The 26007-nt window shown below is 63.4% G+C and carries 22 protein-coding genes; 3 read left to right on the plus strand and 19 right to left on the minus strand.

Translation table 11 applies throughout. From position 1 onward, the window contains the following. Window positions 1–73: 73 nt before the first annotated feature. The 17 genes from AB5Y53_RS00350 to AB5Y53_RS00430 form a co-directional block, all read right to left on the minus strand. Complete coding sequence (locus AB5Y53_RS00350) at window positions 74–4459, minus strand: DUF6701 domain-containing protein (protein ID WP_368180934.1); 4386 nt, start codon at window positions 4457–4459, stop codon at window positions 74–76. Between the two features lie 25 nt (window positions 4460–4484). Continuing rightward, entirely contained in the window at window positions 4485–4949 is a 465-nt protein-coding gene (locus AB5Y53_RS00355; RefSeq protein WP_368180935.1) for an MSHA biogenesis protein MshP, read from the minus strand. Continuing rightward, window positions 4939–5784 (minus strand): PilW family protein, encoded by an 846-nt coding sequence (locus AB5Y53_RS00360; protein WP_368180936.1) that lies wholly within the window; start codon window positions 5782–5784, stop codon window positions 4939–4941. Before AB5Y53_RS00360 ends, AB5Y53_RS00355 begins: the two co-directional genes overlap by 11 nt. Continuing rightward, window positions 5784–6356 (minus strand): prepilin-type N-terminal cleavage/methylation domain-containing protein, encoded by a 573-nt coding sequence (locus AB5Y53_RS00365; RefSeq protein ID WP_368180937.1) that lies wholly within the window; start codon window positions 6354–6356, stop codon window positions 5784–5786. The genes AB5Y53_RS00360 and AB5Y53_RS00365 overlap by 1 nt, the downstream gene beginning before the upstream one ends. Beyond that, complete coding sequence (locus AB5Y53_RS00370) at window positions 6343–6819, minus strand: Tfp pilus assembly protein FimT/FimU (RefSeq protein WP_368180938.1); 477 nt, start codon at window positions 6817–6819, stop codon at window positions 6343–6345. Before AB5Y53_RS00370 ends, AB5Y53_RS00365 begins: the two co-directional genes overlap by 14 nt. 58 nt (window positions 6820–6877) lie before the next feature. Then, window positions 6878–7318: a prepilin-type N-terminal cleavage/methylation domain-containing protein gene (locus AB5Y53_RS00375; protein ID WP_049637306.1), complete on the minus strand. Its 441-nt coding sequence runs from the start codon at window positions 7316–7318 to the stop codon at window positions 6878–6880. A gap of 19 nt (window positions 7319–7337) precedes the next feature. Continuing rightward, a complete protein-coding gene (locus tag AB5Y53_RS00380) occupies window positions 7338–7997 on the minus strand; it encodes a type II secretion system protein (RefSeq protein ID WP_041212210.1) in 660 nt (219 codons plus the stop codon). 76 nt (window positions 7998–8073) lie between these two features. Further along, entirely contained in the window at window positions 8074–8532 is a 459-nt protein-coding gene (locus AB5Y53_RS00385; protein WP_323951995.1) for a hypothetical protein, read from the minus strand. Between the two features lie 65 nt (window positions 8533–8597). Then, window positions 8598–9818 (minus strand): type II secretion system F family protein, encoded by a 1221-nt coding sequence (locus AB5Y53_RS00390; RefSeq protein ID WP_043154386.1) that lies wholly within the window; start codon window positions 9816–9818, stop codon window positions 8598–8600. A 47-nt stretch (window positions 9819–9865) separates the two neighbouring features. Beyond that, on the minus strand, window positions 9866–11578 hold the full coding sequence (gene mshE / locus AB5Y53_RS00395) for an MSHA fimbrial ATPase MshE (RefSeq protein WP_043154387.1): 1713 nt from the start codon (window positions 11576–11578) through the stop codon (window positions 9866–9868). Between the two features lie 73 nt (window positions 11579–11651). Further along, a complete protein-coding gene (locus tag AB5Y53_RS00400; RefSeq protein ID WP_368180939.1) occupies window positions 11652–12788 on the minus strand; it encodes a tetratricopeptide repeat protein in 1137 nt (378 codons plus the stop codon). Further along, complete coding sequence (locus AB5Y53_RS00405) at window positions 12785–13675, minus strand: ExeA family protein (protein WP_010672622.1); 891 nt, start codon at window positions 13673–13675, stop codon at window positions 12785–12787. Before AB5Y53_RS00405 ends, AB5Y53_RS00400 begins: the two co-directional genes overlap by 4 nt. Window positions 13676–13826: 151 nt before the next feature. Further along, complete coding sequence (gene mshL / locus AB5Y53_RS00410) at window positions 13827–15500, minus strand: pilus (MSHA type) biogenesis protein MshL (protein ID WP_368180940.1); 1674 nt, start codon at window positions 15498–15500, stop codon at window positions 13827–13829. Between the two features lie 70 nt (window positions 15501–15570). Next, window positions 15571–15873, minus strand: coding sequence for an MSHA biogenesis protein MshK (locus AB5Y53_RS00415; protein WP_029313533.1), 303 nt, complete (start codon window positions 15871–15873; stop codon window positions 15571–15573). Window positions 15874–15928: 55 nt separating this feature from the next. After that, window positions 15929–16576: an MSHA biogenesis protein MshJ gene (locus AB5Y53_RS00420; protein WP_041212204.1), complete on the minus strand. Its 648-nt coding sequence runs from the start codon at window positions 16574–16576 to the stop codon at window positions 15929–15931. After that, window positions 16576–17169 carry a PilN domain-containing protein gene (locus AB5Y53_RS00425; RefSeq protein WP_368180941.1) on the minus strand — a complete coding sequence of 198 codons (594 nt, stop codon included), beginning with the start codon at window positions 17167–17169 and terminating at the stop codon, window positions 16576–16578. Before AB5Y53_RS00425 ends, AB5Y53_RS00420 begins: the two co-directional genes overlap by 1 nt. Next, window positions 17169–18032, minus strand: coding sequence for an MSHA biogenesis protein MshI (locus AB5Y53_RS00430; protein ID WP_368180942.1), 864 nt, complete (start codon window positions 18030–18032; stop codon window positions 17169–17171). Before AB5Y53_RS00430 ends, AB5Y53_RS00425 begins: the two co-directional genes overlap by 1 nt. A gap of 120 nt (window positions 18033–18152) precedes the next feature. Between AB5Y53_RS00430 and AB5Y53_RS00435 the strand changes: the two genes are divergently transcribed. Continuing rightward, window positions 18153–19067 (plus strand): 1-aminocyclopropane-1-carboxylate deaminase/D-cysteine desulfhydrase, encoded by a 915-nt coding sequence (locus AB5Y53_RS00435; protein ID WP_368180943.1) that lies wholly within the window; start codon window positions 18153–18155, stop codon window positions 19065–19067. Here AB5Y53_RS00435 and AB5Y53_RS00440 read toward each other — a convergent pair. Then, window positions 19064–20983, minus strand: a complete 1920-nt coding sequence (locus AB5Y53_RS00440; protein ID WP_010672614.1) for an EAL domain-containing protein — start codon at window positions 20981–20983, stop codon at window positions 19064–19066. The two genes, AB5Y53_RS00435 and AB5Y53_RS00440, sit on opposite strands and share 4 nt — an antisense overlap. Before the next feature lie 513 nt (window positions 20984–21496). Here AB5Y53_RS00440 and AB5Y53_RS00445 point away from each other — a divergent pair. Together AB5Y53_RS00445 and AB5Y53_RS00450 are read left to right on the plus strand one after the other, a co-directional pair. Beyond that, window positions 21497–23032, plus strand: coding sequence for an EAL domain-containing protein (locus tag AB5Y53_RS00445; RefSeq protein ID WP_368180944.1), 1536 nt, complete (start codon window positions 21497–21499; stop codon window positions 23030–23032). A gap of 151 nt (window positions 23033–23183) precedes the next feature. After that, window positions 23184–24281, plus strand: a complete 1098-nt coding sequence (locus AB5Y53_RS00450; RefSeq protein ID WP_010672612.1) for a calcium:proton antiporter — start codon at window positions 23184–23186, stop codon at window positions 24279–24281. 192 nt (window positions 24282–24473) lie between these two features. On the opposite strand, the gene hutH is transcribed toward AB5Y53_RS00450, so the two are convergent. Continuing rightward, window positions 24474–26006, minus strand: coding sequence for a histidine ammonia-lyase (gene hutH, locus AB5Y53_RS00455; protein WP_368180945.1), 1533 nt, complete (start codon window positions 26004–26006; stop codon window positions 24474–24476). Between the last annotated feature and the right edge of the window lies 1 nt (window position 26007).

Genomic DNA, 26007 nt, shown 5'->3' on the forward strand with positions numbered 1-26007 from the left:
CAAACACTACGAAACAAGGAGATAAGACGCCACTGTACAGCAATGCGTCTATCTCCCCGTGTCAGCCCGGGTGTCAGGGCATCACTTCGCGGCGATAAATAATTCTGTCATTACCCCGATCCCGGCCAAAAATTGCCTCTCCCAGCAGGTGATCCGCCGTGGCCGGATCCGCCAGCCAAACGGGGGAGAGGGGCTGTTTGTCCAGCAGGATCTCGTAGGGAATGCGCACCGCCTGATTGGGCGGCGCGAAGTGGAACCGGGTCTCGCCTGCGTCGAAACCGACCTGAGTACCGCCCGGAGCCACATTGCCGAGACCAAGGCGAATGCGGGTACCGTCTTTGAGGATCAGATCCCCCGTCGCGGAGTCATAGCGTTGCTCCGCATCGGTAAAGACGATACCACCTCCCGCCAGGGAGATCTGGGTACAGATATCTTGCGAATTGGCTCGCCTATCTTGCGAATTGGCTCGCCACAGGCCCCCTTCGAAATATTGCACCTGCAGGGGCAGCGCCAGCGGGGCGCTATCGACCCCCTGACGGGTGCTGGCGAGCAGCCGGCCGTAGTAGGCGATCATGGTATCGTCCGATCCCTTCGGAATGGAGAGCTGTTTGGCGGTGCAGTTCACCCCGCTCTGGCAAGTGCCGCTGACGGACGGATTCATGTTCCGACCGTCGAGGAAAGTGGTCTCCGGCGTTTCGCCGTCCCCCACCTTAAGCCCCAGCCGCAGCAGCCGCAGTGGCTCCTCCGGCGTGGTCAGGGTCGCGGGAGTAGTCAGATCTTGCAGGCGTTTAAAGCGGATTTGGTCATTGAACCTGACCACTCCAGCCGACCAGCTGGCAACCAGTGGATCCACCAGCCGGTTGGAGCTATCCACCAGCCGGTTGGATCTGTCGACCCCGTCCTGGTTATTGGCTGCCACCAGGGAGATCACCCCCTTGGCAAAAGCATCCCGGTAGTTCTGGGTGATCTCACCCTGTTTGTTCCGTGCCTGCACCGTCGTCTGCACCCAAAACGGCTGACTCATGTAGCTAAAGCCACCGCAGGCCGGGGTGACAGTGCTGCTCACCAAGTAGAAGTCCCAGGGCACGAAACGCCCCATCGGCACGCTGGTGGCGGGGATGGTATAGCCGAAATAGCCCGTCGATACGGTGCTCCCCTCTGGCTGCTTTGCCTCCGGTGGTGTCGCCGTCATCCGGAACACCCCCACCTCGCTCACCGTCTGATTGATGCTGTTGAGACTGTTGGCGGCGACCCCATGGTTATAGCGGGTGGTGCCAAGCGTGGCATTGGTGCCTAAGCTGGGCGCCACAAGGATACTGTCGAGTGCGATATTTGCCAGCGCGAAGTTGGGGGTGGCCAGATTTCCGGTACAAATATCCCCATCATTGGCAGATTCCCAGGCCATCGCCTTGATGTCTACCTGGAATGTCTCTCCCGCCTTCTTGAACACCGGACAGTTGGCATCCCCTGCTGCGCAGGCCACTTGTGCTGGCGTGATGCAGAGCCCGACCGGGCGGCTGACGAAGAGATCCGACCCTGTCATCACCAGTCCCGCGGTATCACCGCTGCCATCGTGGCGGGCATTAAGCCGCATCTGGCCTGCATCCGGATAGCGAACACTCTTCAACGTCGCCTTGCCTTGACCATCGAAGGTCAAATTGAGGGTTGTCGCCGCTGGCGAGGCTACATTGGCGGCATAAGTCGAAATCGTCTTGCCATCAATCGCCATCTGACTCCCGGCAGAATTGTCATTCGGGGTGACATACGTTCCCCAGAAGCCGACCGAACGCTCACCGGTAAAACCGGGGACACACTGCTGGGTCGCATTGTCCTTTTTGACGGCACTGATCACTACATCTTGGGGCCTGTTGGCCAGGGTATCCGGCACATTGAACAGGAAGCCGCTGTCGGCAAAGCTCAAGGTACAGGCGGCGGCGCTCAGGGCACCACTGCCGGCGCGGCACAGGGTGGTGCTCAGGGGTTTGGTGGACGGCGTCGAGCCGCTCACTCCCACTGTGATGGCCGTCGCCAGATTGTTGCGCAGCTGCAATTTGGCGGTGCCGTTGCTGAAATTGACGGTAGCGGTGTTGCCGTTGTAGCTCACCTGGCTGCCGGCTATCCAGCCGTTGCTGCCATTCTTGAGGGGGGTCAGGATGGCGCTCACCGGGTCCGTGAACAGTTGGCTGCAACTGGCGTTGGCGCAGGCCCGAATGGTCAGAGTCTCGGGGTTGCAGGTCAGGGCCTGACCGGAGTGATCGAACTCGAAGTGATCGATCTGGGTCCCCACCGGATTGGATTTGAGGGCGCAGATCCGGACGTTGTCGAGCTCATGGTAGTTCGTCACAGAACCGGTGGAGCCGGTGAGCGACAGCAGGAAGTTGGCGGGCACCGCCGCCTGCCCCGTCTGGTTCACCATATTGATGGGCCCCACCAGCATGGTGTAACCCGAGCCCGTGTTCCGCTCAACCGACGCAAGTGAACTGCCGGCAGTGCGCGAGTCAATGGTGATGCGGTAACGATGGGGGCGGTTGCCATTGGTTCCGCTGTCCACTGCCGGGCTCAGGTTGCTCGCCGTTCCCGCCAGATACCGATAGCCCGAGGTCCCCGAACTGGCACCGGAGCCACGAATGGAAACGGCCTGAGGACGAGACCCGGGATTATAGGAGCCCCCCTCGTTGGCATAGTTGCCGTATTCGTCGATACCGACCCCCATCCAGCCGCCGGCAAAACCGCTGATCCCGGTCTTGAAGCCATAACCCAGCGGGCCACCGAAGGCGCCGGGCTGGGGCGTGATCGTCGCATCGGAGAGCACCACCGCCATCCCGTCCGCCCCGCTCGAGCCGGAGGTCTTGTAGGCATACTGATCGAACTCGATAGTCACCAGATTGCTGGCCCCTGGGAAGAGGCGCTGGAAGGTCGCAGAGGTGGCCTGGTTGGTCGTATTCTGGGTCAGCCGCAGGCGACCGTTTTGCAAAGAGGGCAAGGTACTGCCATTGCGTTGAGCCACCACCCAGTCGCTGCCAAGGGTGCTGGCGGAGAAGTCGTCGCTGAAACAGGTCAGTGGGTCTTCACACATACCCGGCCAGTCGCCGTTGAAGGGCTCGTGGATCACCTTGCTGTTGTTGGTCATGGAGACGTTCACCGCCGACACGGCACCGGTCAGCACGGCCTGGCCACTCATGGCCAGATCCCCGGCGTTCACATAGAGAATGGCGTTGAGTTTGGTATTGCCGCTCATGGTGACCTTGCCGAAGTGATACATCATCAGGTCGTTGGCCTTGCCCCCCGCATTGACCTCCATCTGGTCGCTCAGGGCCAGATCGCTTTTGATGTACAACCTCGCGGCACTGCCGCTGTCAAAGATCAGCCTGTCGTTCTGGCCGAGCTCCATCTTGTCTATCCAGTGATTGCCGCCACGGAAGTAGAAATTGATGTTGGAGGTGCTCTGGTGTTTGAACGTCTTGAGGTAGCTGGCCTGCAGATACCCGTTGAGGGTGCCGTTGCCGCTCACCTCCAGGGTCTGGTGAAGCAGAAGCGTCAGATCGCTGCGACTCCCTGCGGCGGAGATCCGGCTCTCGTTTTCCATCTTGAGCCCATAGACGGCGAGGGAGCTCTGCCCCTGGAAGGTCATGGCACTGTTGCTCTTCATCCCCAGGCTTTTGATAAACCAGTCTCCTGCCCCCATGAGCACGCTCTGGCCACTGGCAGAGACCTCCATGGTGACCTTGTCCAGGTAGTGCGGCTGGAAGACGGCAGTCCCGGTATTGCCATTGCCCGAGACCTCAAGGGTGCTGTAGACGGTGACCCTGGCGTCATTGAGCTTGCCCTGACCCGTCACCGTCAGATCGTTCACATGAAGATCTCCCGACCCGGTGACGCCACTGTTGTAACCATTCTTGATGGTCATCTTCTGGGCATAGACGGTCGCACCGTTGAGGTTGAGCATCGCCCCTTCGCTGATAGACAAGGTATCGAAGCGATAGGTCTGGCCCGATTTCAGGGTCGCCACGCAGCTGTTGCCCCCCCACGAGGCGTTCTTGTAGTCACCGGCAGCAGGAGAGATGGCCCCGTCGCAAGCGAGATCATTTTTCCCGCTGTAGGAGGGGAAGCCCCCCGGGTTGGCCGGAAACGCGTCGGGATCGCTGATGAAGGTCACATCCTTGAGCACACTGGCAAGGGCGCCGCTGACGTTGCAATTGGAGACCCAGGTGCCGTTGTTCCAGAAACCACCGTTGTTGCAGTTGGCGTTGGGCTGGATGTTTTTGGTCAGGAAGGGGTAACTGGCCCCCACAGTGGTGCTGATGATCTTGCTTTCATTGTTCATGCTCAGCACGCCGGGGGAGGCGTGGCTCTGCACCGGGAAAAGGAAGGCTTCGGTACACTGGCTGGCGGCCTGCACCGAGGTGGATCCCAGCAAGATCCACAACAGGGCGCCGCGAAGAGGCTGGCTGGACTTCATGGGGTCTGGCTCCTTGGCAGGGGGCTCATGGCGTCACTCCATCAAAAGCTTCCGCCACCAGGGTGCGGCTGACGGCAAAATCGGGGTTCGGGCCGCTGCCGGCATCGGGTTGGCCACAGCGCCCTTCACTGCTGAATCGGTATCCGGTTTGGGTCCCGCCGGCCGCACTCACCGACACCTTGTTGCAGGTGACGATGGCCTGACAGCCCGTCAGTCCCGCATCGGTGAAACTGAGACTGGTGCTGGCGGCGCATTGCTGCCCTTGCCACTGGCCATTGGGATAGAGTCGATAGAGGGCAATTTCCAGCCCGCTCTGGGCCGCCATCAGGGCACGCACACCGCGCACCTCCACCGTGTGCTTCTCACTGCTGTCCACCAGGAAACGCCCCATGGCCGCCGCCAGCAGGGCCATGATGACGATGACGAAGAGGGCGATCAGGATGGCGCTGCCCCGCTGAGACCTCACCATGGAGGGAGTGTCAGGGCGCATTGAGGGTCTCCAGCTTGTGGTGGAAGACGACGCGCTCGTCGCGCTGCTCGAACTCCAGCCGCAGCCCCACCTCGCTCTGGTTGAAGGCGGCGGGTTCCCGATAGAAGTAATAGGCGGCGGGACGAATATGCTCCGCCATCAACTGGGTGGTCTCGCTGCTGCTCAGGGTGTCGTCCAGGGGCCTGGCCATGCGCCAGAGGCTGCCCCCTCTCACGCAATAGAGCACCTGCTGGTTCGCAAAATAGATGCGCTGCCCCGGCGAGTCCTTGACGAAACCGTTACTGAGAGTCAAGGGCAGTGCGCCCGATACGTCGCTGCCCACATCGGTGACGCGGGCGGTACAGCTTCCCTGCAGGCAACCCTGATTCAGGAGGCCCATGCTCGCGAGGGGATACACGATGGCAAGATCCTCATTTTTCTTGGGGAGCACGGATGGCGTGACTATGCTGAGCCCGGTGCTGACCACAGAGCCCAGATAGCGACTGGCGGTGGCGATGGGCCAGAACCGCAGACAAGCCCCCTGCTCCTGGGCGCCGCCCCCTTCGTCCTCGACCCGCACCGAGCCGGGGACCGCGTCGCGCACCTCGCGGTTGAGCCGCTCCAGGGCGAAGCGGGCATCACTCATCAGCTGCTCGCGGCGGCTGGCATCTCCGTAAATCTGGGTGCCGATGCCGATAAACTGGCTGGAGAAGGTCGCCATCACCCCGAGCAGCAGGATCACCATCACCAGCTCTACCAGGGTGAAGCCCCCCTCACGCCCGAGTCGGGCGCGGTCACGGGCGAGTCTGGCACATGGATATTCCCACGCGGCATCACGGGAATGTGGCTTGCCCATCAGTAGTTCCCCCGATAGAGGCCGAAGACCATCTCACTCCCGTCCGGCAGGCGCACGGTCAGGGTGATGCGCTTGCCGATGGACTCGGCCCCCTCCCCCGCGCTGCCAAAGAGGGTGTCCGGCACCACCGCGATCTTCACCTGGTAGCGCCGATACTCCTCTTCGCTGCTCGCGGCCGAGGCCTGGGTAAAGTAGCTGGCGTCCACCCAGCGGCCTGCCGTGTCGAAATCGTCCACGTCGTTGAACGTGTAGGGGCGGGTCTCGCCACCATCGGGGCCATAGTCGGCGCTCGCCGTGCAGGGGGGATAGGTGAATACGGGCACACCGGCCGTCTCGCCACAGCGAAAACGGCCGCCGTTGTGATCGGAATGCTCGTCGAAAGACTTCTCCAGCATCTCGCCGAGGATGCGCTGGGCGAGCTGGGTGGCGCGTACCTGCTGCACCGGGTCCACTGCCTGGGGAGCCTGATTGACAAGCAGCCCCAGGATGCCGGTCAGGGCGACGGCCAGCAGCACGATGCCGACCACGAACTCGACCAGGGTGAAGCCGCGGCGCGCCTTAGGGGATCGCATGGATATAGCCTTCCGGCTCGATGCGCAGCCGGGCACTCTCCTGGCCGCTGCTGACCACCAGTTCGCAGCCGTTGATGCAGCCAGGCCACAGGGGCCTGCCGCTGCGCTTGTCGAAATGGAATGTCCCCTGGGGGGAGAATTGCAGGTTGCCGGACGCCTGCACCAGGCGCCCGCGACTCTGCTCATTCCCACTCCAGCCCGAAATGGGGGCAGGCGCACAGCTCGCCCCAGTCAGATGGCCAAAACGCCCCGCCTCCAGCACCAGCTGGGTGCAGCGCGCGTCCCCTTCCTGCATGTTCATGGTCTGCACCAGCCGCAGCCGGGCCACCAGCTCATCGCGCAGGGTATGGGTTTCAAAGCCGCCTTTGCCCAGCCATTTAGGCACGGCAAAGGCGGCCAGAATCCCGAGCAACAGGATCACGATCACCAGTTCAATCAGGGTGAAACCCTTGGCTGTCGACATTCATGCCCTCATCGGGAATAACGAAAAAGCGAGGCCGAAGCCTCGCCTTGTCTGACAATTACTTGCCGCAATCGGTGCTGACAGCGATGGAGGGAACACCACCCGCCGCAGTGATGGCGTTGTTGTAAGTAACCGCACATTTGCTATTGGGTTCGTTGCTTGGCTTGAAGGTCGCAATGGTGCCTGACATGGCGCCACTCCAACCGTCCAGTGCCACTGTTTTGCCTGCATCAGCATTCACCGGATAGCCAAACGAGGTATCCACGGTAGTACCCGCAACAGAGACAGCACCTGAGGAGCTTTCAATACCCTGAATAGCAGCCTTGCTGTAGACCAGCTGTGAAGAGCTTTGCAGGGAGGCCTTCACGCCATTGGCGGCAGCCAGACGCGCATCATCCTGTAGATTCAGGAACTTGGGTGCGGCGGTGACCGCCAGAATGCCCAGAATGATGATCACGATGACCAGTTCGATCAGGGTAAAGCCCGATTGCTTTTTCATTACGTCTTTCCTCGGTTTATCAATTGATATGGGTGGTCACCTGGCCGGAGGCCGGGCGATAACTGAAACTCATGAACGCATCCGTGCTCCCTTGCGGGTCCTGATAACGTCCATCACTTCCCTTGCTCAGGCTGTTGACCAGATAGTAACGGCAGACCGAATCCAGTCCATTGTTGCTCACCGTGGCATAGAACTTCAGGTCATTGCCGCTACCGCGCACCTCGTCAAAGCGGGCAGTAGCCTTGGGAGGATTCTGCAACAACCCCTCCCAAATATTGAGGCAGCGGGCCGCCGTCAGGCTGGCCGGATCCACATCGGGCGTGCCACTTGCTGCCGTGTCCATGGGATACCCGGGAGAGAGCTCGCCATTGCTGACCTGGCTGTCGGTCGGCGTGGTCAGATAGAAACGCGAGCCGTCATAGAGCACTGTGTTGAGCCCATCCTGCCTGGCACGCCCTTCGGCCTCCCACTGGGCACGCACCAGGGACACTCCGGTGGCGAAACCGCCGGACACCCCTTCCACGCTCGCCTTCTTCGCCTCGTCGGTCACATCGAGAAAACGGGGCAAGGCGGTGACGGCCAGGATCCCCAGGATCACGATGACGATCACCAGCTCAATCAGGGAAAAACCGGCCATCCGGCCAAGCGCCCGAACGGGTCTCACTCTCTTTGCTGCCATGCTGCCTCCGTAATGGTCCGCATTATTTCATGCGGATAGAAAAAAATCATGTCAATGAAACACTTGAAGCACCCAATCAGGGGCGGGCCACCACCCGGCCATCGGTGAAGCTGTAGTGCAGCCAGTGCCCTTCCTGGCCAAATTCACACCCGCCGCCCCCTTCGCTGGCAAGGGCTTGCCAGGATGAGAGCCCCTCATCGTGCCCCAGCAGGGCGAGCCAGAGCTGACGGCAATCGGCCGATGGCGACTGGCGCGGCAACACCGCCAGAGGCCAGCCCCGCTCATCGAACTGCCAGGCAGTGCCCTCGGCATGGAGCACCGACGGACGCCGCTCGTCGAGCCAGCGTCCGTGCAGGCGCTGGGCCCGCTGTGCGAACTGCTCACCGAGCAGGCTGGCGCTGATGGCCAGCGCCTCTTCCCTGTGATTGCGATAGCTCATGACCAGGGTCGTGACGATGACCGCCAGCAGGATAAAGACGACGACCCGCCGATATCCCCCCAGCCAGTGCTCATCCCGCTCGGACTCTCTGCTCATGCTCTTTCATACCCTGTTCTCTGTGCCCGGCACGGGCGGCATCCGGATGACCGTGAAGATACTGCCTACTGACCGCGAACAGCTCTCATCATGTCCCACATGGGAGTGAAGATACCCAGCGCCAGCACCAGCACCATGACAGCCACTATGCCGATGAGGATGGGTTCGATGCGGGCGGTGAGGCTCTTGAGGTCATAATCCACCTCACGCTCGTAATACTCGGCCGCTTCGTGCAGCAGCTCGTCCACCTGGCCGGTCTCCTCCCCCACCGCGATCATCTGCATCACCAGAGGGGTGAAAAGGCCGCTGGCCCCGGCGGTGCGCAGCAGGCTCTCCCCCCGCTCGATGCCGCCCCGCATGTCACGGATCTGCCCCGCCATCCAGGCGTTGTCCACCGCATCGGCCACCAGGGTCAGCGCCGTGTTGAGCGGCACGCCGGCCTTGAGCATCATGGAGAAGCTGCGGGCAAAACGGGCAAGCAGGGAGCGCTCTATGATGGAGCCGACGATGGGCAGCCGCAGCTGCCATCTGTGCCAGGTCAGCCTGCCTTTGGTGGTGGCGACCCAGCGTCGCCAGCCGACGACGGCGCCCACCAGGATGGCGAGCAGCAGCCACCAGTAGTGAACGAAGAAGTGGGAGGTGGCCAGCAGGATCCGGGTCGCCAGCGGCAGCTCCACCCCGAACTTGGCAAACATCCCGGCAAAGACGGGGATCACCATGATGTTGAGGATCACCATGGCGACGGCGATGGCAATCAGCACGAAGGTGGGGTAGCGCATGGCGGTCTTGATCCGCTTGCGGGTCTCCAGCTCCAGATCGAAATAGTTGGCGAGCTGCAGGAAGGCCTCCTCCAGCTGCCCCGTGTTCTCCCCCACGTGGATGATGGCCACGAAGAGGCTGCTGAACACCTTCGGGTGCGACTGCATCGCGCTCGACAGCGGCCGGCCGTTGGCCAGATCCTCCCCAAGGGCGTGAAGCGCCCGCTTGAGGGGCTTGCTGTGGGCGCTCTCCTCCAGCCCCGCGATGGCGCGCAGGATAGGGATGCCTGCCCGGGTCAGGGCATACATCTGGCGGCTGAAGACCACCAGCTCCTCCAGCTTGACGCTCCCTTCCAGCAGCAGCGACCAGTCGATGCTGGCAGACCTGGCCTTGCCGGCCTTCAGCTCGGTGGGCATCACCCCGCGGCGCATCAGCTGCTCGGCGGCGGCCAGTTCGCTCACCGCTTCCACCACACCGCTGACGGCCTGGCCCTGGCTGTCACGCCCCTTGTAGGCAAAACGGTTCATGGGCGACCCCGGCAGAGTGATTCAGTACGATCCAGATGCCTCATGCGTTACCCCAGGTCCTCGGCCAGCCGGAGCACCTCGTCCACCGAGGTGATCCCCTCGCGGGCATAGTCGAGCGCCGTCAGGGCCAGGGGGCGGTAGTGCTCGTGCGCCCGCGCCGCCCGGGCAAACCCCTCGGCATCGTTGCGGCGCAGGGCATCCATCATGGATTGATCCAGCTCCAGCAACTCGTAGACCCCGATCCGGCCCGCATAGCCGGTGAAGTTGCAGCTCTGGCAACCCCGCCCCTTGCGATAGCGATGCTGCCCCGGCGCTTCACCGGAGAGCACGGAGAGCCAGGTGGCCTGCCCCTCGTCCGGCGCCGTCTCGCAGGCGCAGTGTTCACACACCCGCCGCACCAGGCGCTGGGCCACCACGGCCCGCAGGGCGCTCGCCACCAGATAGCCGGGCGCCCCCATGTCGATGAGACGCAGGGCGCTGGTCACGGCGTCGTTGGTGTGCAAGGTGGTCAGCACCAGGTGACCCGTGATGGCGCCGCGCAGGCCGATCTCCACCGTCTCGTTGTCCCGCATCTCCCCCACCAGCAGGATGTCCGGATCCTGGCGCAGGGTGGAGCGCAGCACCTGGGAGAACGTGAGCCCTATCTTGGGATTGACCTGCACCTGGCTGATGCGGGGCAGGCGGTACTCCACCGGGTCTTCCACCGTGATGATCTTGTGGCTGGCCTGGTTGAGCTCGGAGAGGGCACCGTAGAGCGTCGTGGTCTTGCCGCTGCCGGTCGGGCCCGTCACCAGGATCATGCCGTGAGGGCGTTTGAGCTGACGACGAAAGCGGGTCAGGATGGCGGGCGGCATCCCGGTCTCGGCGAGCGACAAGATGCCGGAGGATTGATCCAGCAGCCGCATCACCACGGACTCGCCATATTGCACCGGCATGGTGGACATCCGCACATCCACGTCGCGGCCGCGCACCTTCATGTTGAAACGGCCATCCTGGGGCAGACGCTTCTCCGAGATGTCGAGCCCGGCCACCAGCTTGAGGCGCAGCACCAGCGCCTGGGCAATGCGCACCTCGTTGAGGATGTTCTCATGCAGCACGCCGTCGATACGCTGGCGAATGCGCAGCACCTTCTCGTCCGGTTCGATATGGATGTCGGAAGCACCCACCTGTACCGCGTCCTCGAACAGGGAGCGCAGCAGCTTGGCCACCGTCGCCTCCCCCTCGTCGGTTGCGGCATTGAGGCTGCCGGCCCCCAGCTCGAAGCCGGTCTCCTGGTGCTCTTCGTGCAGTTGCACCGCGAAGTTCTCTATCTCCCGGGTGCGGCGATAGAGGCGGTCGAAATACTCCAGCAGCTGGCCTTCACGGGCCACGGCCAGCACCAGCTCCCGCGGGCTGAGCAGGGCAGCGATGGCGTCGAGGGCGCTCAGATCCGCCGGATCCGACATCACCACGGTGACCTTGTCGTCGCTCAGGTTGACGGCCAGCGCCCGGTAGCGGCGCGCCTGCACCTCGGGCAACAGCGCCACGGCCGAGACGTCGATGGTGAGGTTGTTGAGATCGAAGAAGGGCACATCCAGCTGACGGGCGAGGAAGGTCAGCAGTTGCACCTCGCTGATGAAGCCGAGATCGATGAGGGTGGTCCCCAGCTTGCGGCCGGTCTGGCGCTGCTGCTGCAGGGCGAGCTGCAGCTGATCATCCGAGATGATCTGTTCCTGTACCAGCAGGTCGCCTAGGCGCATTTTCAGTCTGGGTTGTGCCATTATTGCTCCGATCTCTGTTGCTTCACGCCCGCTGCCTGGTCCGATGGCATGGGCTCATCGAACTGCCGTTCTATCAATGGGTCAGTTGGCCAATTCGTTGTTCGAGCCATTGGGTGGAGGCCTCCCCCAGATTGCCGTGCAACTGGGCATTGCGATAGGCATCCAGTGCCCGCTGACGGTGTCCCTGACCATCCTCCGCCACCCCCAGTCCCAGCCACCAGCGCCCCAGATCCGGCTGCTGGCTCAGCAGCCTGACGTACATCTCGGACGCCTGGACAGGCTGCCCCAGCTCCTGGGCAAGGCCGGCCCAGGTGGCGTAATAATCCAGATTGCTGGCAATATCGGGCTGATAGCCGGTGAGCCAATCCAGCGCCTTCTGCCGATCCCCGCCGCTGATGGCCACACGGGCCAGCAGCAGACGCAGGTCCGCCTGCGCGGGATCCAGCCTCAGCCCCTCTTCCAGCACCTGGGCGGCCTCGGTCAGCCGTCCGGCGCCATAGAGCAGGCCCGCCAGCTGTTCCCGCGCCCCCTGGTTGTGGGGATCGTGGGCCAGCACTTCGTAGTAGCCATCCTGCGCCTCCTGCATCCGTCCCTTGGCCATGGCCGTGGTCGCCTTGCGCTCGGCCAGGGTGGCCAGCTCGGCGTCGGAGAGTTCCACCGTCTCGATCTTCAGGATCCCGGGTTTGCGCGGCGCGGCGGGTGCAGGCGCCTCTTCGGCGCTCTGCTCCGCGGCCAGCTCGGCATAGAGGTCCGGCTGCAGCTCCTCGTCGCTCGGGATCGTCTCGTCCCTCAGCGCTTCCTCCGGATTGCCCTCATCGGCGAGCACGGCCTCATCGGCCGGAGCCTGCTCGGCTGCGGAGGGGGCCACTCTCGCGGCGGTCGACTCGGCACTGGCGGCGGGCACCTTTGCCACTGGCGCGGCAGAGGAGACCGCCTGCGTGGTGGCCACCACCGCCAGGGGCGCGGATGGCGCCACCGCAGGGGCGGTGCGGGGGGCCTCGACCTGCGCCGCTGGCAGGGAGGCTCGCTGGCTCTGCTGCCAGAAGATCCAGGTGCGCCAGCCGAGGATCCCCAGGGCCAGGGTACACAGCAGGGTCAGCACCAGCATCCACCAGCCTTGCTGGCGCACCGGCGCCACATAGACGGCGGCTCCCTCGGCCTCTTGCTGACGCCTATCCAGATCTTTCAGCATCTGATTGATCACGCTCATGACCAGACTCCATACGCCAGGGCGGTGCCCAGCAACAACAACAGGGGCCACCAGAGGGTGAGACGGCCACGGCGGGCATCATCGGTATCCCGGATGGCGAGCCGGACCAGGGCGCTGTCGATCCGCCGTACACCGCGACCATAGGCCAGCATCAGGCACTTCTGCGCCAGTATGTTGATGAGGCGGGGAATGCCGCGGGATGCGCGCCACAGCCTGCGCAGGGCGCGGCCATCGAACAGGGCGGCCCCGCGATAACCGGACACCTGCAGTCGGTACTCCAGATAGGCCCGGGTCTCGTCGAGCCGCAGCGGCCGCAGGCGGTAGGAAAAACCGATGCGCTGGCGCAACTGGCGAAGACGGGGCTGCCCGAGCCTGGCATCCAGCTCGGGCTGGCCGAACAGCACGATTTGCAGCAGCTTGCTGGATTCGGTTTCCAGGTTGCCAAACAGCCGGATCGCCTCCAGGGTCTCGTCCGGCAGGGCTTGCGCCTCGTCGATCAGCACCACCACCCGGCTCCCCTGCCGATGCAGGGAGATCAGATGGCGGTGAATACGATCCGTGAGATCCAGCTCGCTCTCCCCCGCCAGCGTCAACCCCAGCTCCAGGGCCAGGGCCGTGCGCAGCTCCCCCGGAGTGAGATGGGGGTTGGGCAGCCAGGCCAGGCGCACCGGGCAGGCCTCGGAGCCGAGCTCGCTCAGCAGCTTGCGACAGAGCAGGGTCTTGCCGGTGCCGACTTCGCCGGTCACCTTGATGAACCCCTCCCCCTGGGAGAGCGCCCAGTTGAGCACCTGCATGGCCTCCTCGTGGGGGGGCAGGCCGTAATAGAAACCGGTGTTCGGGGTCAGACCGAAGGGGGCTTCCCGCAGTCCGAAGTGACTCAGATACATGTACCCTCCCGGCCAGAGTCCAGGGTGCGCAGCCGCAGACAGCCCCGGATCAGCGACATGGCGCCACCGCCGTCGGGTAGGGCAGAGTGGCGGCAGCCGGGAGGCGCCGCCGCATGGGAGAAGGAGTGCTCAACAGGCGCGTCATCCCGGATCAGCCCTTGGGGGGATACCATTTATCGAGCAGTTCGGAGGAGCGTTGCAGCTCTTTCTGCCAGGTGTCCTTTTCCACCACGGTGGGCTTGAGCAGGATCACCAGCTCCACCTTGCGGTTGCTCTCCCGGCGGTTGGTGAAGGCCTCGCCGACCCAGGGGATGTCACCCAGCAGGGGCACCTTGCTGACAATCTCCTGCCTGTCGGTCTTCATCAGACCACCGATGACGATGATGTCCCCATTGTTGGCCTGCACCACGGTATCGGACTCGCGGATGGAGCTCTTGGCCAGCGGCAACACCAGGGGATCGGCGGTGCCGACGCTGATGGTCTTGCTCTGCTCCTCGGTGTCGATGACGGAGGGGTGGATATGCAGCAATACCTTGCCCTGCTCGTCGATCTGGGGCGTCACGTCCAGGGCTATCCCTGAGAAGAAGGGGGTCAGCTCCACGTTCGGGGTGACGATGGGGGCCGAAGTCCCCGAGGTGGTGGTGGTGGTAGAGGCGTTGGTGACGAAGTATTCGTCCGTCCCCACCTTGATCACCGCTTTCTGGTTGTTGGTGGCCGTCACGCGCGGGCTGGAGAGGGTGTTCACGTCCCCCTGGGTCTTGAGCAGGCTGACCGCGACGTTGAAGTTGCCATCGGAGATGGTGAAACCGGCGCCGCCCCCCAGAGCCCGGAAGATCTGGTTGGGGGTCGAAGCGATGGGGCTGTCCATGAGGGAGCCGCCCCCCGTGATGCCCTTGCCGCCGTCCCAGCTTGCGGAGAGGCCGCTCCAGTCCACCCCCTGCTCGTAACCCTCGTTGAGGGACACTTCCAGGATCCGCGCCTCCAGCACCACCTGGCGCTTGAGGTGTTCGCCTGACTGGTCCAGGAACTCGCGCACCGCCTTGAGCTCCTTGGGATAGGCACGCACCGTGACCAGGCCCGCCTGGGGACTGGTGATGACGGCCCGCCCTTCCCCTGTGCCGATCAGGGTCTGCAGGGCATCCCGCAGATCGGTCCAGTAGTCGTTGTTGCTGTCCGTCTCGATGCGGGTGCCGTTGCTGTTGGTGTTGTTGTCACCGCTGGCGGTGTTGCCCTGGCTGTTGTTGTTGCCGCTGTTGTTCAGGCCGTTGTCGAAGTTGTTATTGCCATTGTTGTTGTCGTTGGCCGTCACCCCGCCTGTGCTCACCGAGGTACGGGAGAGACCGCGCCGGGCCATCATCAGGTAGTTGACCGGAATGGTCTCGGTACGCAGACCGGCTGGATAGACGTGGAACACGTTGCCCTTGCGCTGTACGTCGAAGCCGTACATGTCGCCGACGGTCGCCAGCGCCTCCTGCAGGGTCACGTCCTTGAGCTCTACCGAAATGACGCCCGCCACACCGGGATGGACCGCCACGCTGTAGCGGGAGCCCTTGAACAGGGAGCCGAAGAACTCCACCGCGTCTACGTCATGGGCCGCGATGCGCATCCGCTTCTCGGGAATGGTCATCGGCTGCTGGGGACGATTGAGCTGCAACAGCTCGCTCTGCACCGAGGGCGGCAGGGAAGTCAGGGGGGCGGTCGGGCTCTGCTCGCTCATCGCCTGCTTGAGTGCATCTTTGGCCTGTACCGGCTCGGGGTGACGATAGGTAGTGCAACCCGCCACCGCCAGCGCGAGGGGAAGCAGACAAAAAGGGGGTTTTTTCATGTTATTCGTGCACCTGACTCGCTATGAAACTCGACAAACCTGGCCCGCACCATCCCGTGCGACACCCACTTCACATCCGGATCTTGCTGCCAAACAGGGTCAGTGTCTGGCGTTTGCCCGCTTTTTCCAGCACCACGCTGTCGGCGCTGATCCCCACCAGCCGGAATCCGTTGACCTGCTGGCCGACCCGGTAGCTTTGACCGTCGAGCACCGCCAGGGCGGGCCCGCTCCCCAGGATGACGCTCTGCAACCTGGGCAGACCGGCCTCCTTGGCGACACTCGCCGCAGAGCCGGATCCCGCCAGGGGCATGGTGGGATCCTGCAGCACCTCGGCCTGGGCCTGCAGCGCGAGCAGGCTCCCCCACAGGGCCAGCCAGCGCCAGGATGGGAAGGCAAAAATGCGGGATCCCGTCCCGCCGACATGCCGCTTAACCACGGATGAACTCCTTGCTGGTGCTGAGGGTGTAGATCTCCATCGCTACCGCCGCCTTGGGATGCTCGACCACCCGGTAGTCAAAGCCCTTCCAGTAGAAGTGGCGAGGCAGGGCTTCGAGCGCTTTCAGGTACTGGTAGACATCGAAATAGCCGCCCTCCAGCTGAAGCCGGATGCCGTGCCTGAACAGGTTCACCTTCTGCTCCCCGGCCATCAGCGGCTCGGGCTTGAGGGAGGTGAGCGCCAGCATATGCAGGTTGGCGGAGCGGGACAACAGGGCTTCCAGCACCGCGGGCATTTCGTGGGCGGGGATCAGATCCACCGTCTGAGCCAGCAGCTCGGCATCCATCTGGCGCAGGGACGTCTCGACGCCGGCGAGCTGATCGCGCACCTGGGCATCGGGATCCCGCCCCAGCCTGGCCTGCTTGCCCTGGTTTTCCAGGGTCAGGATCTCCAGATCCCGCTGCGCCGCAGCCAGGGCCTGCCGATCCTGGCCCAGCCGGGTGTCGGCGTCATCCAGCCAGCCATAGATGCCCATGGCCCCGAGCAGCACGACCCCGGTCAACAGAATGAGGATCCGCTCACGCAGGCTGAGGGCTGCGATCTGCTGCGCCCATCCCTGCCATTGTGCCTTCATGTCCATCAGGGAGTCTCCCGCGCTATGCCACTGAGCTGGAAGGCAAGCTGGCCCTCCTTGTCCCGACTCAGGGTGAGCTCGCCAAACTGCTTGCCCGCCAGGGAGGGGGTCTGCTTGAAGCGGTTCACCCAAGCGGGCACGTCCTGACTGCGTTCGGCCACGCCCGCGAGGTTGATGCGCCCGTCGCTTATCTCGATCCGTTGCAGGGAGAGGCGGGGATCCCGCAGGCGGGCAAGGTCCGCCATCACCCCCGCATAACCCTGGGATTTTTGCAGGGAGAGGTGGCCAAGCTGCTGCATCAGCGCCTGTTTGGCCCCCAGCTCTTCCCGCTTGTCGGCCAGTTGCCGCTGCAAGTCTGCATTCGCCAGATGGCGCGCCAGCTCCGCATCGAGACGCCTGGCCTCGCCGCGCTGCACGTCGAGCTGTGCCCGCACGCCAGCCAATTCACGATCGAGGCCCTGCTGTTGCCAGCCATAGAAGAGGGTGGCCCCCAGCAGCAGCAGCAGGACGCCGCCCCAGACCAACGCCATCTGGGGCAGGCTGGCCCACAGGCGTCTTGGCCGGAATTCGGCGCCATAGAGGTTGATATGGTGTTTCATCAGTCGCTCCTGCCCAGGGCCGCGCCATAGGCACTGAGGTATTCGACTCCTGCCAGTACCGCCTTGTTTGCCATGGCCGACACCGGGAAACCGAATGTCTGTTCCAGGTGACGCACCAATACCCCCATGGCGGAGGAGGCGATGGCCAGTTGCAACTGGCCGGGCTCGGGCAGCTTGAGATGGCCGGCCAGATAATCGATGGATCGCTGGATCTCCAGCGCCAGCGCGTCGAGCTGGTCGGCATCTGGCTCATGGCTGCCGGTGAGGCTCACAAATCCACGCAACTGGCGGGAGAAACAGAGTCCGCCCCGATGGAAGACCAGCAGTTGCAGCTCCTGCCCCCGGGGTTGCCAGAGCAGCATGCGCACCATCTGGTCCGCCTCGTAGAGGGCCGTCATGGCCAGCTCGTCACTGACGATGGCCTCCAGGGTCGCCGCGCCGTTGACCGCATCCGCCACCTGCTGCACCCGGCTCTTGGGCATGCAGATAACGTTGATGCGCGGACGCCCGGCAGGGGGCGTCGGCAGGTCCACATAATCCATGGCGAGCTGCAACACCGGCTCGTTGACGAAATCCTTGATGGCCCAGGGCAGGGCCCCCGCCATCTCGGCATCGGGGACGGCGGGCTTGTCGATCTGGATCTGCTGATAAAGGCTGGCCGCGAGGGCCACCCGCACCTTAGACTTGGCCAGACCGTGCCGGGAAAACAGCTCGGCCAGGGCCTTGGACCAGTCGTGGGGGCCGTTGACAGGCTGGCTGGCAAACACAGGAACGGGGTCCACGCAGGCCAGCAGAATGCGATCGCTGGCCAGCAGGATCCCGACCTGATGGCTGGAGGGAGAACGCCTGAACAGTGACTTCATCTGGATCTTCACCTGGCCGCGTAAAACGGACTAAACCTTAACATAAACAGGCTATTAGCCTCCAACTTTATGACAAACGATGCATCGACGGCCACGCTGGCACCCACGGGAGACGATCCCATGGCCCCCCTTCAGCTCCCCTCCCCCCTGCACCGGATCCGGCATCCTCTGCTGGCCGCCCATGACGTCACGCTCTGGTGCAAGCGGGATGATCTGATCCACCCGACCCTCTCCGGCAACAAGTGGCGAAAGCTCAAATACCATCTGCAACAGGCACAGGTGCTGGGCAAGGGCCACATCCTCTCCTTTGGCGGCGCCTACTCCAATCACATCCACGCCCTGGCCGCAGCAGGACTCAGACTGGGACTGCGCACCACGGGCATCATACGCGGTGAAGGGGATACCGTCAGCAATCCCACCCTGAAAGCGGCGAAAGGCTGGGGCATGGATCTCGTTTTTGTCGACCGGCAGGACTATCGCCGGCGCCAGGATCCCGAATGGCTTGCCCGGTTCGAGGATAACGACACCCTGCTGGTACCGGAAGGAGGCAGCAGCCCGCTGGCCATCCCCGGGGTGGCCGAGCTGGTCGACGAGGTGCCCTTCTCGCCGGATCTCTGGGTGCTGCCCTGCGCCAGCGGTGGCACCCTGGCGGGGCTCATCGCGGGCAAGCGGGCGCAGGAGCAGATCCTGGCCATCGCGGTGCTCAAGGGGGCCGACTTCATCACCGGCGAGGTATACCGGTTGCATCCGGCGGCGGCCACCACCCCGGGCTGGCGCATCGCGCTGGATCACCACGACGGCGGCTATGCCAGGTTCAGTCCGGCACTCTGGCAATGGGTGCAGGCATTCAGTGCCGAAACCGGCTTGCCGCTGGAACCCATCTACAGTGGCAAGGCGATGTGGGGGCTGTTTCGCGAACTGGCGGCAGGCCGCATTGCGCGCGGCAGCAAGATCATCTTCATCCACACCGGTGGCTTGCAGGGTCTGGCGGGCCTGCAGGAGCAGGGCCGCCTGTCACCCCGGCCGGGGCGCTAGTCAGGCAGGTTGAGGGGCTCGGGGTCGGCAAACCAGGGACCTTGACCGGCATGCACGCCCAGGTGTCGCAGCATCTTCCACTCGTCGCCACTCTCCACCCCCACCGCGATGACCCGGGCCTGGGTATTGGCACAGCCCCCCACCAGACTGCGTACCGCCATCTGGTTGACCTGGCGCAGGTGGATCTCCCGCACCAGGCTGGGGTGCAGCTTGAGGAAGTGGATCTCGAACTCCTTGATGTACTGGGTGCTCACCACGTCCTGGCCCGCATGATCGATGGCAAGCCTGCACCCCAGCATGCGCATCGCCCGAAGCGGCCGCTTGAGGGCTTCGTAGTGGCGGGTCACCTGAGACTCCGACAACTGCAGGATCAACCCCTCGTTGGTACTGCGCGGCAACTGGAACAGCTCGAAGAAGAGCTCGCGCTGGAACTCGCGGGTGAGCAGGTTCTGGGCGCACAGAGAGAGGCTGATAGGGCAGCTCGATGCCGGTCGCTGGCGCAGCAGTCGCAAGGCTCGGGCCACCACCAGCCTGTCCAGCGGCAGCAGCAGACCGGCCTTCTCCGCCATGGGCATGAAGACCCCCGCCTGCAGCTCCCGGCCCTGCTCGTCGTGAAGGCGGATGAGCAGCTCCTGCTGCAACACCACCTGATCCCGCTCCTGCTGCACAGGCTGGACGTAGAAGTCGATGCCCTGCTCCTCGATGCGACGGCTGATCAGGGTGCGCCAGCGCACCGTTCCCTTGCTGCTCGCCTCCTCGTTGAGGGATTTCTCGAACAGGAACCAGCCGCTGTGTCCTTGCAGGCGCGCGCTCTTGAGCGCCAGCTCCGCCTCTTCCTGCACCTTGAGCAGGGAATCCTGTGCCTGATAGCAGACCGCACCGAGATAGACGGCTGTGTCGGCATTGACCGCTTCGGGCCAGTGCAGTCGTTGCAGACTCTTGAGCAACTGGCTGGCGCCGTCGACCATCTCGCTCTCAGACATGTTCGGCAGCAGCACGGCAAAGACCTGACCGGCATAGCGCGCCTGCAGGGCTCCGCTGTGCTTTCGCACGAAGGCGGCGATGGTGGCGCTCGCCTCCATCAGGAGTTCCTGGCTCGGGCGCCCGCTCAGCTCGGGATCCAGCTCCTCCAGACCGGCCAGCTCGATCAGCAGCACACCGCCGCTGATCACGCTTGCTTCCATGATGGCGCTCTCCAGCCGGTTGTCGAAGAAGAGGCGGTTGCCGATGCCCGTCGTCTTGTCGACGAAGGCGTTGCTGCGGATGAAGTTGTCGAAGCGGCTGCGCTCCTTGCGGGCGTCGGCCAGCTCGGTCAGCAGATGGGTGAGGGCCTGACTGGCCGAAACAGGCCACTCCTCGGCAGGGTCATGGGCCAGCTTGGTCAGCTTGCCATCCAGGATCAGCTGGGCACGCTCCGCCAGCAGCTCGGCACCGCGCAACTGCTGACGCAGCCAGCGGATGGAGTACCAGAGCCCGAACACCACGATGAAGATACCCAGAGAGATACCGAACATCGCCTTCATGGAGTACTCGAACTCCTTGAACGGCCTGTCCAGCTTGAAGTCGGCCCGCATCCCGGCCTGATTGGGGATCGCCTCGCTGTAGGCGATCAGCAGGCTCTCGTCCGTCTGCTGCTGCACATCGCGAAACCAGTAGACCCGCTGCTTGTCCTGACGGATCTCCAGCTCCACCACATGGGAGGCCCGCAACAGGGAGGGCAGCCAGCGGGCAAGGGCTTGCTGGTCATCGGTCACCCCGAGCTGCTTGTCGATGATCTCCACCAGGGAGTCGACACGGTTCTGCTGCAGCTCCATTCCCATCTGGCGAAAACTGAAGACCCCGCCGAGCATCACCATGGCCATGGCCGAGATCACGCACAGCGTAATAAAAGAGACGAGTTGAGTGGTCAGTTTCATGTGCCTTTCCGTAGCCGACAGCATCCATAGGGCATCATGGTATCAGCCCAGACCAAACGCCGCCTATGGATGAAGATCCCGCTTCTGCAAATAAGCGGGCGGATGCGTCATGCGGCGCCGTTGTGCGGGCCGCAAAAGAGGCATCAAGGGAGAGAACGAGGGGACACAGGCTGAGGAACGGACAGAAAAATGGTCCCACAACGGGGACCAAAAGAAACACTCATATCAAAACTAACACTCTGTGCTACTGACAAAAATAGATACAGGAGTATTGAACACACGGTGAGTCAAACCGCACCGCTACTTTAGCCACTTCAGATAAGCTGGACAATTGTCATTTATGACAGGTCAGCGATTGAATCTTGTTCAGGTGTGTAGCCATATCCTTTATTTATCAATTAATTATAGTTTTTGTTCCAAGTGTGACCAACTTGGCTCAAATCGATGCAGCTAATGCTATGATGCTTGAGTCTCAATCGGGTTGTTTCATTTCAGGGAAGAAGGGGGCCCACCATGTCTGCACGATCTCCGTTATGGATTCCTCTGGGCCTCTTCTGTTTGCCCCCGCTGCTGATGCTGTTGCTCACCCCCCTGTTGAGCGACAAGCTGGCTCACCACCTGTTGCAGACAAAGGAAAGGGCTCTGCTCGACTACCAGCAGGAGCGCAACCAGCTCCTGGATCACGATGTCCCCGCTCAACTCGCCCACTTTGCCTTCGATTGCGGCCCCACAGACATGGCGCTGCTGCGCTCACCCCAGTATTACAACCGCCATATTCGCCTGGCCGGCCTGCAGCTTGCCAACGGGAGCGGCTGCTCCACCCTGGGCCCCGCCCTGCCCCAGCTTGCCGACGCCGGCATACCGGTCTCCCCCGACTTTCATATATCCAGCACGGCCCCCATGTTCGATACCGAACGCGAAACCCTGGTCTATGCGAGGCGCAACGGCAATCTGACCTATTGGGTGCTCGACAGCAGCTGGAGCCATGAGCTGCTGCGCACCCCCTGCAACGACTGTTTCTACCTGGAGTTCAACCACAAGCACCCGACCCAGTCCGGGCTCTTTTTCCCCCGTGGCAACAAGCACATTCGAGAAGAGGCACACCCGATGCGGCTGCTCAGTTTCGACCCCCAGCATCAGGTGGAGCAGACCCTCTGGGCTGGCGAGGCACTGAAACGCTACGCCCGCTCACAGATACACCGCGATGGCCTCTGGTCGGCCGGGGCGCTGGGGGCGCTGCTGGCGGCCCTCTACTGGGGCCTTAGAAACTACCGGCGCTCCCTCAAAGGATTGCTGCAAAGAGGGCTGGCTCGGCGGGAGTTCATCCCCTTCTATCAGCCCATAGTGGACAGCAGAAACCGAAGGGTGGTGGGATTCGAGGCCTTGCTGCGCTGGCAGCGAGGACGGGATCTGGTGTCGCCAGGCACCTTCATCGCCTATGCGGAGGAGCAGGGGCTGATCCTGCCGATGACGGATCAACTGCTGGAGCGCATCCTGGCGGATCTCCCCGTCCTGGCCCCGCATCAGTGGGTCAGTGTCAATCTGGTGGCGGGCCATATCGAGCAGCCTCGTCTGCGCACCCAGTTGCAGCGCCATGGCTGGCCCTCGCCGGCCCGCCTCACCTTCGAACTCACCGAGCGGGATCCCATCAAGCACATCCAGGGGGCCATGGCGGAGATCGCCGCTCTGCAGGAGAGGGGCTATCACTTCAAGCTGGATGACTTCGGCACCGGTTATGGCGGCTTTGCCTACCTGCAACGGCTCGGCATTCGCCAGATCAAGATCGACAAGATGTTCGTGGATACCATAGGCACGGACGATCTCAAGCGCAGCGTGCTGGATGCCACCATCGCCTTTGGCCTCAAATCGGGCATGGAGATGATCGCCGAAGGGGTCGAAACCCAGGAGCAGGTGGAATACCTGCATCGCCACGGAGTCCACCTGATCCAGGGCTACGTCTATGCCAAGCCCATGCCCCTGAGCAAACTGAAGATCTGGCTGATGGCATGGCAAGAGGGCGAGACAACCAGCCCCTCCGACCCGCACTGAGGCGGTATCTGCCCCGCCTCTCACCCTTTGCAACAAAATGATGCTCCGCATGAGGAGCATCTCCCCTTATCATGGGTCTGTGCCCCCTGGGTGCACCAAGTCGCTCCATACCCCGTCGGCCGAGGCCGCCCCGAGATGAGAACCACTGCCTATGAAGTCTTTTATCCGACAAGAGATTGCTCTGCCTGCCGGTCTGCTGACCCTGCTCTTCTTCAAAACCCTGGGGAGCGACCTGCTGGCAGAGACAACCCCCCTTGCGGTCTACCTGCCGGTGTCGCTGGCCCTGCTTGCCATCGTGACCTGGGCCATCTTCTCCGTCGTGCGTCACTCTGACGCCCTTGCCATCAAGCTCGGGGAACCCTTCGGTACCCTGATCTTGACCCTCTCGGTCATCTCCCTGGAAGTGGTGATGATCTCCTCCGTCATGCTGACCGGCGATCCCAATCCCACCATGGCACGGGACACCATGTTCGCGGTGGTGATGCTGGTCACCAACGGTCTGGTGGGCTTCACCCTGCTGTTTGGCGGCTGGCGCTATCACACCCAGAACTTCAATCTGGACGGGGTCAAATCCTATCTGGTGGCCATCATTCCCCTGGCACTGCTCTGTCTGGTTCTGCCGAACTTCACCCAGGGCGGCACCCTGGGGAGCCTCTCCAAGGCCATGTCATGGATGCTGATCATCATCTCCATCCTGCTCTATGGTGTCTTCCTGCTGATCCAGACCCGCAGCCACAGCCACTTCTTCGTCGACAGCGATCACGAGGATCTCGAGGATCACCACGGCCCGCTGCAGAGCAACGTCTATCACACCCTCTTGCTGCTCGCCTACCTGGTGGTGGTGATCCTGCTGGCCAAGACCCTGGCCATCCCCATCAACTACGGGGTACACGTGATGGAAGCCCCGATGGCGCTGGGTGGTTTCATCGTCGCCTGTATCGTGCTCGCCCCCGAAGCGGTCGGCGCCATCAAGGCGGCCTTCAACAACCAATTGCAGCGGGCCATGAATCTCTACTTTGGCTCCGTGCTGGCCACCATCGCCCTCACGGTACCCTCCGTGCTTTTCATCGGCTCCCTGATGGGGCAGGAAGTGCGCCTGGGCCTCTCCCCTGCCGACATGGTGCTGCTCATCACCACCCTCATGGTCTGTAAAGTGACCTTCAGCAGCGGCCGCACCCACGCCCTGCACGGCGCCACCCATCTTGTGCTGTTTGTCGTTTACCTGTTCCTGATGTTTGAACACGGATAAGGCTGCCAGCACTCACCCCAGTGCTGTTCGTGGTTTATCTGTTCCGGATGTTTGAACACGGATAAAGCCGCCGCCTCTGTCTGCTGCCACTCTGCGCAGCGCGCTTCCGATGGCCCCGACGCGGGGCGCGAGAGACGAAAATAAAAAGACCGCCCCATGGGCGGTCTTTTTTATGGTTGCTCAGGCTCCAATTCAGAGACTGGGCAGGGTCCCGGCCGGGATCAGGTCGTTGTAGCTGGCACGGCCCAGCAGGGCGGCCGCCGCCTCGATGTCCGGTGCAAAGTACCTGTCCTTGTCATAGAAGCTGACCTCTTCCCGCAGACGGCCCTTGGCCAGCTCGATGAGCTCGGTGGAGCGCAGGGGAGCACGGAAGTCGAGCCCCTGGGCCGCTGCCAGCAGTTCCACCGCCAGGATGCCGCGGGTGTTCTCGGCCATGTCCGCCAGCCGGCGACCGGCGAAGGTGGCCATGGAGACGTGGTCCTCCTGGTTGGCCGAGGTGGGCAGGCTGTCCACCGAGGCCGGGTGGGCCAGCGTCTTGTTCTCGGAGGCGAGCGCCGCCGAGGTGACCTGGGCGATCATGAAACCGGAGTTCACCCCGCCGTTGTTCACCAGGAAGGCCGGCAGGCCGGACATGCGCGAGTCGATGAGCAGCGCCATGCGCCGCTCGGACAGCGACCCGATCTCGGCGATGGCCAGGGCCAGGTTGTCGGCGGCAAAGGCCACGGGTTCTGCGTGGAAGTTGCCGCCGGAGAGGATGTCTTCATCCTCGGCAAACACCAGCGGGTTGTCGGAGACGGCGTTGGCCTCGCACACCAGCACCTCGGCCGCCTGGCGGATCTGGGTCAGGCAGGCACCCATCACCTGCGGCTGGCAGCGCAGGGAGTAGGGATCCTGCACCTTCTCGCAGTTGTGATGGGACATGCCGATCTCGCTGCCGTCCACCAGCAGGTGACGGTAGCAGGCGGCTGCGTCGATCTGGCCGCGCTGACCGCGCACCTCGTGGATGCGGGCATCGAACGGCCGGCGGCTGCCCAGCGCCGCTTCAACGCTCATGGCCCCTATGGTGATGGCGCCAGCGTAGAGATCCTCGGCATGGAACAGCCCTTCCAGCGCGAAGGCGGTGCTCGCCTGGGTGCCGTTGAGCAGGGCCAGCCCCTCTTTCGGCGCCAGGGCGATGGGCTCCAGCCCGGCAATCTTCAGGGCAGTGGCGGCGTCGATCAGCTCGCCCTTGTGACGGGCCTTGCCTTCACCGATCAGCAGGCAGCTCATGTGGGCCAGGGGCGCCAGATCGCCGGAAGCGCCGACGGAGCCCTTCTTCGGCACCACGGGGTAGACCTCGGCGTTGATAAGGGTCATCAGGGCCTCGAGCACCGTCAGCCGGATGCCGGAGAAGCCACGAGCGAGCGAGTTGACCTTGAGCACCATCATCAACCGTACGGTGGCGTCCTCCATGTACTCGCCAATCCCTGCCGCATGGGAGAGCACGATGGAACGCTGCAGCTCGTCCAGCTGCTCCACCGGAATGCGGGTGTTGGCCAGCAGGCCAAAGCCGGTGTTGATGCCGTAGACCACCCGGTTTTGCTCGATCACCTTGGTGACCACGGCGGCGGAGGCGTGGATCCCCGCCAGGGCAGCCGGATCCAGGCTGACGTGTACCGGCTCGCGGCTGACACGGCGCAGGGTGGCGAGGCAGAGTTTGCCCGGTTGCAGATTGAGTTCGAACATC

The sequence above is a fragment of the Aeromonas sp. R7-5 genome (genome assembly GCF_040908015.1).
Taxonomy (GTDB): domain Bacteria; phylum Pseudomonadota; class Gammaproteobacteria; order Enterobacterales; family Aeromonadaceae; genus Aeromonas; species Aeromonas caviae.

Bases quoted from the DNA above. Each gene is read 5' to 3' on its own strand.
- AB5Y53_RS00370 (WP_368180938.1), bottom strand. From the start codon at position 6,819: ATGTCGACAGCCAAGGGTTTCACCCTGATTGAACTGGTGATCGTGATC.
- AB5Y53_RS00405 (WP_010672622.1), bottom strand. From the start codon at position 13,675: ATGTATCTGAGTCACTTCGGACTGCGGGAAGCCCCCTTCGGTCTGACC.
- AB5Y53_RS00380 (WP_041212210.1), bottom strand. From the start codon at position 7,997: ATGGCAGCAAAGAGAGTGAGACCCGTTCGGGCGCTTGGCCGGATGGCC.
- mshE (WP_043154387.1), bottom strand. From the start codon at position 11,578: ATGGCACAACCCAGACTGAAAATGCGCCTAGGCGACCTGCTGGTACAG.
- AB5Y53_RS00450 (WP_010672612.1), top strand. From the start codon at position 23,184: ATGAAGTCTTTTATCCGACAAGAGATTGCTCTGCCTGCCGGTCTGCTG.
- AB5Y53_RS00355 (WP_368180935.1), bottom strand. From the start codon at position 4,949: ATGCGCCCTGACACTCCCTCCATGGTGAGGTCTCAGCGGGGCAGCGCC.
- AB5Y53_RS00375 (WP_049637306.1), bottom strand. From the start codon at position 7,318: ATGAAAAAGCAATCGGGCTTTACCCTGATCGAACTGGTCATCGTGATC.
- AB5Y53_RS00420 (WP_041212204.1), bottom strand. From the start codon at position 16,576: ATGGACATGAAGGCACAATGGCAGGGATGGGCGCAGCAGATCGCAGCC.
- AB5Y53_RS00350 (WP_368180934.1), bottom strand. From the start codon at position 4,459: ATGAAGTCCAGCCAGCCTCTTCGCGGCGCCCTGTTGTGGATCTTGCTG.
- mshL (WP_368180940.1), bottom strand. From the start codon at position 15,500: ATGAAAAAACCCCCTTTTTGTCTGCTTCCCCTCGCGCTGGCGGTGGCG.
- AB5Y53_RS00425 (WP_368180941.1), bottom strand. From the start codon at position 17,169: ATGAAACACCATATCAACCTCTATGGCGCCGAATTCCGGCCAAGACGC.
- AB5Y53_RS00385 (WP_323951995.1), bottom strand. From the start codon at position 8,532: ATGAGCAGAGAGTCCGAGCGGGATGAGCACTGGCTGGGGGGATATCGG.
- AB5Y53_RS00360 (WP_368180936.1), bottom strand. From the start codon at position 5,784: ATGGGCAAGCCACATTCCCGTGATGCCGCGTGGGAATATCCATGTGCC.
- AB5Y53_RS00435 (WP_368180943.1), top strand. From the start codon at position 18,153: ATGGCCCCCCTTCAGCTCCCCTCCCCCCTGCACCGGATCCGGCATCCT.
- AB5Y53_RS00365 (WP_368180937.1), bottom strand. From the start codon at position 6,356: ATGCGATCCCCTAAGGCGCGCCGCGGCTTCACCCTGGTCGAGTTCGTG.
- AB5Y53_RS00440 (WP_010672614.1), bottom strand. From the start codon at position 20,983: ATGAAACTGACCACTCAACTCGTCTCTTTTATTACGCTGTGCGTGATC.
- AB5Y53_RS00390 (WP_043154386.1), bottom strand. From the start codon at position 9,818: ATGAACCGTTTTGCCTACAAGGGGCGTGACAGCCAGGGCCAGGCCGTC.
- AB5Y53_RS00400 (WP_368180939.1), bottom strand. From the start codon at position 12,788: ATGAGCGTGATCAATCAGATGCTGAAAGATCTGGATAGGCGTCAGCAA.
- hutH (WP_368180945.1), bottom strand. From the start codon at position 26,006: ATGTTCGAACTCAATCTGCAACCGGGCAAACTCTGCCTCGCCACCCTG.
- AB5Y53_RS00430 (WP_368180942.1), bottom strand. From the start codon at position 18,032: ATGAAGTCACTGTTCAGGCGTTCTCCCTCCAGCCATCAGGTCGGGATC.
- AB5Y53_RS00445 (WP_368180944.1), top strand. From the start codon at position 21,497: ATGTCTGCACGATCTCCGTTATGGATTCCTCTGGGCCTCTTCTGTTTG.